Genomic DNA, 9,375 nt, shown 5'->3' with positions numbered 1-9,375 from the left:
CCAATCCAAAGCAGGGGTGTGGCCGGAGGGTTGGGGGCCCCGTCCGCAGTGACGGCGCACGCGGGCGGGTGCGGCGCCCCTCGCGAGGGGCGCCGCACCCGTGCCCGAGGTCAGCCGCGGGCGGCCGACGTGACCGCTTCGGCTTCCGCCGGGGCCGGGGCCGGGGCGGGCCCGGACGCGGCGTGGCGGGCGGTGGCGGCGCGGTGGACCGGGACGAGGAGGGCGGCCAGGGCCGCCGCCAGGCACAGCACGGCCAGCAGCCCGAACGCGTGGGTGTAGCCGGCGGCGTAGGGGAGGCCGGAGGGCTGGAGCCGGCTGGTGACCAGGACGCTGGTGACCGCCGCGCCGATGGAGCCGCCGATGGTGCGGATGTTGGCGTTCATTCCGCTCGCGGCGCCGGTCTGCTCCGGCGGGACGCTGCGCACGATCAGGTTGGCCATCGAGGCGAAGGCGAGCCCGATGCCGAGGCCGAAGATGCCGGCCGCGAACGCCACCTGCCACTGCTGGTCGTGCCAGGCGGCGAGGAAGCCGCAGGCCACGGCGCCCAGCGCGGCGCCCGCCGTGAGGAGGCGCTTGGCGCCCACCACGGGTTCCAGGCGGCCGCTGAGGACACCGGAGAGGAACATCGCAATCAGCATGGGCAGCATCAGCAGGCCGGCCCCCGTCACGCTGGCGCCGAAGCCGTAGCCCGCGGCGCGCGGGGTCTGGGCGAAGCCGGGGAGGAAGGACCAGATCGAGTACATGCCCGCGCCGAAGAGCAGACCGGCGGTGTTGGTGGTCCACACGGCGCGCAGCCGCATGATGCGCAGGTCGATCAGGGGGTGGCGGGAGCGGGCCTCGGCCACCAGCCACAGGGCGAAGAGGACGACCGCGGCGGCGAACAGGCCGAGCGCGCGGCCGGAGGTCCAGCCCCACTGGGTGGCCTGGCTGAGCGGCAGCAGCAGGGCGACGAGCCAGCTCGACAGGAGGCCGGCGCCGAGCCAGTTGACGCGTCCTTCGGCACGGCTGGGGGACTCGGGCACGTAGCGGTAGGCGATCAGCGCGGTGATCGCGACGACGCCGACGGGGAGCCAGAACAGCCAGCGGTAGTCGAGCGCCGAGACGATCGGGCCGGCGGCCACGATGCCGACGCCGCCGCCCGCGGCGATCACCGCGGAGAGGTTGCTGATGCTCGGGCCCACCCGGCTCGCGGTGAACTCGTCCCGGATGATGCCGAAGGACAGCGGGAAGAGCGCGCCGCCGATGCCCTGGACGACACGGGCGACGATCAGGACGCCGATGGACGGCGCGAGCGCGGCGAGCAGGCAGCCCAGCGTCAGGGTCACCAGCACGGCGACGAGCGTGCGCTTCTTGCCGATCAGGTCGCCGACCCGGCCGAGGATGGGGGTGAAGACCGAGGCGGACAGCAGGTAGGCCGTCATCACCCAGGTCGCGGTGGACTGCGAGGTGTGCATGGCGTGCTGGACGGTCGGCAGGGCCGGCGCGATCAGCGACTGGAGCATGGAGAACACGCCCGCACCGGTCGCGAGGACCGCGAAGGTGAGGCGGGTGGACTTCCGTGGCATGTAAAGCCTCTCCGTTTCCGAACGGGACGTGGCCGGGATCGTCCGGCCGTGGTGGTACGGGCCGCGCGGGCAGCCTGGGGAACGGCGGCCGTGCGCGGCGGCCGCCGGGGAAGGTCGGGGGACGGGCGACGCGTCGGCGCGGGGCCCGTGGGAGGGGTCACACCGGGGTGCGTACGCCCGACCGCCGCGTGCCGGGCACGCGGCGACGGGAACGACACCCCGACTGCTAAAGTGGAGGTATGCCTCCACTGTAGCGGAGGCTACCCTCCACTTCAAACGTTCCGGTCAGGAGGCAGCAGTGACGGCCGACACGTTCCCCGTCAGCGCGATCGTCGCGTCCCAGCGCCCGCACCGCAGGGACGCGGCGCGCAACTACGACGCCCTGCTGGCGGCCGCCCGCGAGGCCTTCGCGGAGAACGGCGCGGAGGCCTCCCTGGAGGACATCGCCCGCCGCGCGGGCGTGGGCATCGCCACCCTCTACCGGAACTTCCCCACCCGCCGGCACCTCTTCGAGTCCGTCTACGCGGACGAGGTCAACGACCTGTGCCGGGTCGCCAGGGAGGTCGCCGACCGCGAGCCGTGGGAGGCGCTCACCTCCTGGCTGGGCCGCTTCGTGGACTACACCGTGACCAAGCGCGCCATCCGCGAGGCCCTCAGCGACGAGTCCGACGTCTTCCTGGCCTGCCGCGAGTCCATGTTCCAGGCCGGGGGCCCGCTCTTCGACCGCGCCCAGGAGGCCGGCGAGGCCCGCGGCGACATCTCCTTCGACGACCTGCTCCGCATGGTCTCCGGCATCTCCGGGACCAATTTCACGGACGACGCCCAGCGCGACCGCATCCTCGCCGTCGCCCTCGACGGGGTCCGCGCGCGCCGCTGACGCGCAGCGCGCCGGTCAGCCTGCCGGGGTCCGCGGGCGCGGCGCGGCATAGGCGTGGACGGACACCGTCCGGTCCGGGCCCCATTCCTGCTCGACGGTGGCCAGCAGCGTCCAGCCCAGCCGCTCGTACAGGGCCGCCGCGGCCGTGTCCGACGCGACGACGTCGAGCACCGGGTGCAGACCGCGCAGCCGCGCCTCCTCGACGGCCGCCGTCATCAGCAGGGCACCGATCCCGTGGCCCCGGGCCGCCGGTGCGACGAACAGGCGGCCGACGACCGCGGTCGGTGCGGCGCCCACGCCCTCGCGCGCGCTCCACAGCCCGGGCGCGGCGTCGTCCCCGGTGCCCGGGCCGAGACCGACGTGGCCGACGACGGCGCCGTCCGACTCGGCGACCCAGGCGGCGAGCGATCGCGTCCCGGAGAGCCACGCGGCCGGCGCGGCAGGCCAGTCGACCGGGTAGCCGTCCCTGTCGTGGACCGCGGCGAGCACCCGGACGCACGCGTCGAGGTCGGCCTCCCGCCGCCGCCGGACCCGGATCACCGCGCCTGTTCTCCCCTCGTGCACCAGGGAATGCAACCACACGCCGCCCATCACGCGGGCAAGGGGAAACCGCCGGGGAACCCCTGTACGGCACTGCCGCGCGGGCGCCGGCGCGGCGGCGGCCCGGTCGCCGGGGAGCGGGGCGCGTACGGCGAGAACAAGACAAGTGCCCGCCATGACGCGGGCGGCGTCCTCGGGGCGCGGGCAATCCACCCCATTCCCGGAGGACTTCATGAACGACCCGCACGCGAACCCAGGCCCGCACGCGAACCCCCGCCCGCACGCTCAGCGGCGCCCTGCTCGGCCCCGGCCGCGGCGACCGAGCTGATGACCTGGGCCACCGGCATCGACCAGGGAGTACACCGAGATCCACGGCAACGCCGGTCCCTGCGACCCCGCCGGACACAACTTCGGCTCCGACAACCGGCGGTCCGGCCGGCTGTCCCCGTGCCTCGTCGCCGGCGGCCGCACCACGTCGTTCGCGTCCGGCCCGAGAGGCAACGCCACCTTCACCGGGAGCGTGCCGTACGCCGGGTCGGCGCTCAACGACGCCGTCACCTTCATCGAGGTCTGGCGCGGCTGACCCCGCCCACCAGGGGTTTTCCGGCCGCGAGGCGAAGAGGAAACGGGAAACCCCTGTTGCCTGAGGTCCCCTCGGGGCCACCGTGAGGGCCGACACGCGACCGAGGGCGGCGCCGTGCGCCGCCCCGTCTTTGGGGGAAGACCGTATGAGAGCACGACGCTGGGGAGGCGGGCTGGTCGCCGCCGTGGTGACCGCCCTGCTCCTCGCGCTCGTCCCGGCCGCCGCCGCCCGCGCGGCCGGGACCGGGGAGCAGAACTGGTGCAGCCTGCAGGGCATCGCCTCCGACGAGGCGCACCGGGCCGTGGACGCGGCCTGCCAGGAGTGGCGCAACCGCACGCTGTACACATGGGGCGGCGGGCACGGCCCGGCGCCCGGCATCAGTTACGGCACCATCGACATCCACGACCTGGAAGAGACCTGGAACGACCCGTACACCCGCGGCTTCGACTGCTCGGGGTTCGTCCGCTGGGCCTGGTACAAGGCCGTCGGGTGGGACATCCTCGGCGGCGGCACCGCCGAGGCGATGTACCGGGGCGCCGGGCGCACCTACCAGGCGGTCCACGGCAGCGGCGGCGGCAAACCGGCCGTCTCCGACCTGCAGCCCGGGGACATCGTCTTCACCGGGATCGGCGGCACGGTCGACAGCATCAGCCACGTGATGCTCTACCTCGGCGGCGGGTACGTCGTGGAGGCGTACCAGTCGCAGCGCCCCATGCGGGTGATCGACATCAACGCGCGCATCGACAACAACCGCCTGGTCGGGGTGGCGCGCATGCCGCAGGGCGGCCCCTTCACCGAGCCGCCCGGCTACGACGGCACCCTCCAGGTGACCTGGGGCACCGACGTGGCGGTGCGGCAGCACCCCAACACGACGGCGGCGCTGGTGACCCGGCTGTCCGGGCCGGACCTGGTGTACGCCACCTGCCAGCAGCACGGTGAGAACGTCAGCGCCGAGGGCTACACCAACGACGCCTGGACGTACCTGTCCAACCGCGGCGGCTGGATCAGCAACATCTACCTGAGAGGGCCCGCCTGGCTGCCCGAGGTGCCCACCTGCACCGGCTCCGCGTACGACCCGCAGACCGGTTCCGGGGGCGGCGGCGGTGTCACGCAGGGCGGCGCCTACAGCACCTGGGGCACTGGCGTGGCGGTCCGTTCCGAGCCGTCCACGACCACCGGTACCACGGTGGCCCGGCTGGCCGGCCCGACGAACGTCGCGGTCAGCTGCCAGACGCACGCGCAGACCGTGACGTCCGAGGGGTACACCAACGACGCCTGGTCCTACCTCCCGCAGTACGGCGGCTGGATCACCAATATCTACATGCGCGGCGACGCCTGGCTGGCCGGGATCCCCGCCTGTGACGGCAAGGGCACCTCCACGCCGGCCGGCGCGAGCCCGTACAGCACCTGGGGCACCGGCGTGGCGGTGCACGCCTATCCGTCCACCGGGTCCGCCGTGGTGGTCCGGCTGGCCGGTCCGACCAACGTCGCGGTGTCCTGCCAGAAGTACGCGGAACAGGTGACGGCCGAGGGCTACACCAACGACGCCTGGTCGTACCTGCCGGAGTACCAGGGCTGGATCAGCAACATCTACATGCGCGGCGACGCCTGGCTGTCCGGCGTGCCGAGCTGCGGTGCCCCGGGCGGCGCCATCTGAGCGACCCCGGTCCGCCACGGCCGGCGTGGTCCCACCGCTCACGGGGGCGGTGGGGCCCGCCGGCCCGTGGCCATTTCTCGACCGTACGCGCCCCTTCCCCCGCGACCCCGGGAACCACGCCCCGCCCGGCGCACTCCTCACCTTCCGACGGGCACGCCGACGAGGCGGGCCGAAACAGGGGACGGCGCCCTCCGCGCCGTACGCGGCGGGGACGGGATGGACCGGACACCACACAGGCCGACCGAGCCCTTCGGCGCGGCACTGCGCGAACTGCGCCTGGAACGCGGCCTGTCGCTGTCGGCGCTGGCCCGGCTCACCCACTACAGCAAGGGGTACCTCAGCAAGATCGAGACGGGCGGCAAGCCGGTCAACGCCGACGTCGCCCGCCGCTGCGACGAGGCGCTGGACGCGGACGGCGCGCTGCTCGCCCTGCTGCCGCCGCAGCCCGGACCGCGAAGTGCCCGGCCCCCAGGGGGCGGTGACGAGACGGCGCACTGCCCCTACCCCGGTCTCTCCGCGTACGGCACCGAGGACGCGGCACGCTTCTTCGGCCGTGAACGCGCCGTCGCCGACCTGGTGGAACGCCTCGGGCGACGGGCCGGCAAGGGGCCGCTGGCCGTGGTCGCGCCCTCCGGCGCCGGGAAGTCCTCGCTGCTGCGGGCCGGGCTGCTCCCCGCCCTGGCCGGGGGCCCGTACGGCCACTGGCGCGTCGCCGTCTGCACCCCCACCGCGCGGCCGCTGGACGCCCTCGGGCATGCGCTGGAGCACGCCGCGGGCGGAGATCCGAAGGCCCCGGGTGAGCAGGCGCCGCCCTCCGCGCGGGCCGCGGCCCTCGTCGTCTCCCTCGGGGTGTCCGAGGGAGGCGACGGCGACGGCGCTCCGCGCACCGGATGCGTGCTCGTGGTCGACCAGTTCGAGGAGACGTTCACGCTCTGCGACGACGAGGCCGAGCGGCGCTCCTTCATCGCCGCCCTCACCGGGCTCGCCGCGACCGGTGACGCCGTCGTCGTGCTCGGGATCCGGGCCGACGTGACCGGACGCTGCCTGGAGTACCCGGCACTCGTCCCCGTCATCAGCGACGGGCTGTTCGCACTGGGCGCGATGAGCCCGGACGAATTGCGCGAGTGCATCGTGCGGCCCGCCCGGGAGGAGGGCACCGAGCTCGAACCCGGCCTGGTCGAGGTGCTGTTGCGGGACCTCGGCGCGGCGGAGTCCCCGGGCCACCCGGCCGGTGCCGCCCGGCCCGGCGGCGACCCCGGGGCGCTGCCGCTGCTCGCGCACGCCCTGATGGCCACCTGGCGGCAGCGCACCGGCCGCACCATGACCGTCGCCGGCTACCTCGCGGCGGGCGGCATCCACGGCTCCGTCGCCACGGCCGCCGAGGCGCTGTTCACCGCCCTGTCGCCGGCCGAGCAACTGGCCGCCCGCAGGCTGCTGCTGCGGCTGGTCCGGGTCGGCGAGGACAACGAGCAGTCGCGCCGCCCCCGCGGCACCGCCGACCTGCTGGACGGGCTGCCGGACGCGGCCGCCGCCCGCGCCGCGCTCGACGCCTTCGTCGCCGCGCGCCTGCTGACCGTCGGCACCGACCACGTGGAGATCGTCCACGAGGCGCTGCTGCGGGCCTGGCCGCGCCTGCGCACCTGGATCCACGCGGCCCGCGCCGACCTGCTGCTGCACCAGCAACTGGCCGCGTCCGCCCGCGAATGGGAACGCGAGAGCCGCGACCCGGCCCTGCTCCACCGCGGCACACGGCTGGCCGCCGCCCGCGAGTGGGCCGCGGGCCCGGGCCGCCGGGACGGCGAACTCGGCCCGGCGGAGGCGGACTTCCTGGCCGCCTCCGCCCACGAGGAGGACCTGCGGCGCACCCTCGTGCGGCGCCGGGCCCGGCAGCAGCGGTCCGGGCTGGTCGTACTCGCCGTCCTGCTGGTGCTGGCGGTGCTGGCGGGCGGCGTCGCCGTCGAGCAGCGGCTCGGCGCCGACCGGCAGCGCGCCACGGCGCTCTCCCAGGCGATGGCCGCCCGCTCCGCCCAACTGGCCGCCGGCCGGCCGGAGGCCGCGATGCTGCTGGCCGAGGCCGCCTACCGCACCGCCCCCACCACCGAGGCCCGCAGCGCCCTGCTCAGCACCCAGGCCAACGCCTTCGCCGGGCGGCTGACCGGCCACACGGGCGCCGTCAACGCGGTGGTGTTCTCGCCCGACGGACGGCTGCTGGCCTCGGCTGGCTCCGACCGGACGGTACGGCTGTGGGACGTCGCCGGACGCGCCGCCGCGGGCGTCCTCACCGGGCACCGCGGCCCCGTGCGATCGGTTGCCTTCTCCCCGGACGGACGGCTGCTGGCCTCGGCGAGCACCGACGGCACGGTACGGCTGTGGTCCGTGCCGGAGCGCCGCACGATCGCCGTACTGACGGCCCATCAGGGCCCGGTGCGGGCGGTGGCCTTCGCCCCTGACGCGCGCACGCTGGCCTCCGCCGGGGCCGACGGCACCGTACGGCTGTGGGACGTCGCGACCGGGGGCCGCAAGGCCGTCCTGACCGGGCACACCGACGAGGTCCTCGCACTGGCCTACCGCCCCGGCGGCCGGCTGCTCGCCTCCGCGGGCGCCGACCGCACGGTGCGCCTGTGGGACCCCCGGACCGGGCGCAGCCGCACCGTCCTGCGCGACCAAAGCGGTGACGTGCTCGCCCTCGCCTTCAGCCCCGACGGACGCACCCTCGCCAGCGGCGGCGCCGACCGCACCGTGCGCCTGCGGGACGTCGCCACGCTGCGCCGCACCGCCACCCTCGCCGGGCACGACGACGACGTCAACGGCCTCGCCTTCGGGCCCGGCGGCCACACGGTCGTCTCGGCGGGCGGCGACGGCACCGTCATCCGCTGGGACGTCCACACCCACCTGCCCGTCGAGACCCTCGCCGGCCACACCGACTACGTGCTCTCCGTCGCCGTGGCCGTCCACGGCGACCTCCTCGCGACGGCGGGCTTCGACCGCACCGTCGTCCTGTGGGACCTCAGCCGCAGCACCCTGGACACCGCCCCCGTCACCGAGGTCTGGAAGGCCGCCTACGACCCCGCCGGCCGCACCCTTGCCTCGGCCGGCGGCGACGGCACCGTACGGGTCTGGGACATGGCACGCCACGCCCCCGCGTACACCCTCACCGGGCACAGCGGGCCCGTCTACGACGTCGCCTTCAGCCCGGACGGCCGACTGCTCGCCTCCGCCGGCGCCGACCGCACCGTCCGCCTGTGGGATCCCCGGACCCGGCGCACCCGCGCCGTGCTGCGCGACCACGACGGCGCCGTCTTCGCCCTCGCCTTCAGCCCCGACGGGCACACCCTCGCGACCGGCGCCGCCGACCGCACGGTGCGCCTGTGGGACACCGCGACCGGGCACCTGCGGACCACCCTCACCGGACACACCGACTTCGTGAACTGCCTGGCCTTCAGCCCCGACGGCCGTCTCCTGGCCAGCGGCAGCGACGACCTGACGATCCGCCTGTGGCACCCGGCGACGGGAACCCCTGCGGCCGTCCTCGACGGCCACACCGGCTCCGTGCGCGGCGCCGCCTTCGCCCCGGACGGCCGCACCCTCGCCAGCAGCGGCAACGACGGCACCGTGCGCCTGTGGGACGTGCCCACGGCCCGTGCCGCAGGGGTCCTCACCAGCCACACCGGTTCCGTCCGGGGCGTCGCCTTCTCGCCGGACGGCCGCACCCTCGCCAGCAGCGGCAACGACCGCACGGTGCGGCTGTGGGACCCGGCGGCCCGGAGCCTGACCGCCACCCTCACCGGGCACACCCGCGCCGCGTGGAGCGTCGCCTTCAGCCCCGACGGCGGCACCGTGGCCAGCGCCGGCAACGACGGCACGATCCGCCTCTGGGACCCGGACGTCCGCCACCGCACCAGCGTCCTGTGCCGCCTGGCCGGCCCCTCGGACCCCTCCCGGTGGAGCCGGCTCCTCCCCGGCTACGACTGGCCCGGCGCCTGCGGCTCCGGCCGGTAGCCGGCGGCCGGCCGCCCCGGACGCGTCACCCCCGGGAAAACCCGGTGCCCCGGCACCGCCGCGCTCACTACACTCGCGTTGATCGCGCGCCGCACGACACCGTGGCGCGTTCCGTGACGAACGAGGGGAGACCGGCCGTGCGTTGTCGTACCGC

At 75.5% G+C, this 9,375-nt stretch carries 5 protein-coding genes; 3 read left to right on the top strand and 2 right to left on the bottom strand.

Going from position 1 to position 9,375, the window contains the following annotated elements:
• Positions 1 to 110: 110 nt before the first annotated feature.
• Complete coding sequence (locus tag ACFW3D_RS34445; RefSeq protein ID WP_500511176.1) at positions 111 to 1,565, bottom strand: MFS transporter; 1,455 nt, start codon at positions 1,563 to 1,565, stop codon at positions 111 to 113.
• Positions 1,566 to 1,863: 298 nt separating this feature from the next.
• Between ACFW3D_RS34445 and ACFW3D_RS34440 the strand changes: the two genes are divergently transcribed.
• On the top strand, positions 1,864 to 2,442 hold the full coding sequence (locus ACFW3D_RS34440) for a TetR/AcrR family transcriptional regulator (protein WP_500511173.1): 579 nt from the start codon (positions 1,864 to 1,866) through the stop codon (positions 2,440 to 2,442).
• 15 nt (positions 2,443 to 2,457) lie between these two features.
• Here the strand turns inward: ACFW3D_RS34440 and ACFW3D_RS34435 are convergent, their stop codons facing one another.
• Entirely contained in the window at positions 2,458 to 3,006 is a 549-nt protein-coding gene (locus tag ACFW3D_RS34435; protein ID WP_500511170.1) for a GNAT family N-acetyltransferase, read from the bottom strand.
• 704 nt (positions 3,007 to 3,710) lie between these two features.
• Here ACFW3D_RS34435 and ACFW3D_RS34430 point away from each other — a divergent pair.
• Both ACFW3D_RS34430 and ACFW3D_RS34425 read left to right on the top strand, forming a co-directional pair.
• A complete protein-coding gene (locus ACFW3D_RS34430; RefSeq protein WP_500511167.1) occupies positions 3,711 to 5,222 on the top strand; it encodes an NlpC/P60 family protein in 1,512 nt (503 codons plus the stop codon).
• A 216-nt stretch (positions 5,223 to 5,438) separates the two neighbouring features.
• Positions 5,439 to 9,221: an nSTAND1 domain-containing NTPase gene (locus tag ACFW3D_RS34425; protein WP_500511164.1), complete on the top strand. Its 3,783-nt coding sequence runs from the start codon at positions 5,439 to 5,441 to the stop codon at positions 9,219 to 9,221.
• Positions 9,222 to 9,375 lie beyond the last annotated feature (154 nt).

The sequence above is a fragment of the Streptomyces sp. NPDC058864 genome (genome assembly GCF_042742985.1).
Taxonomy (GTDB): Bacteria; Actinomycetota; Actinomycetes; order Streptomycetales; family Streptomycetaceae; genus Actinacidiphila.
The sequence above is the reverse complement of the archived record's forward strand: the minus strand, read 5'-3'. Positions and strand labels throughout refer to the sequence as shown.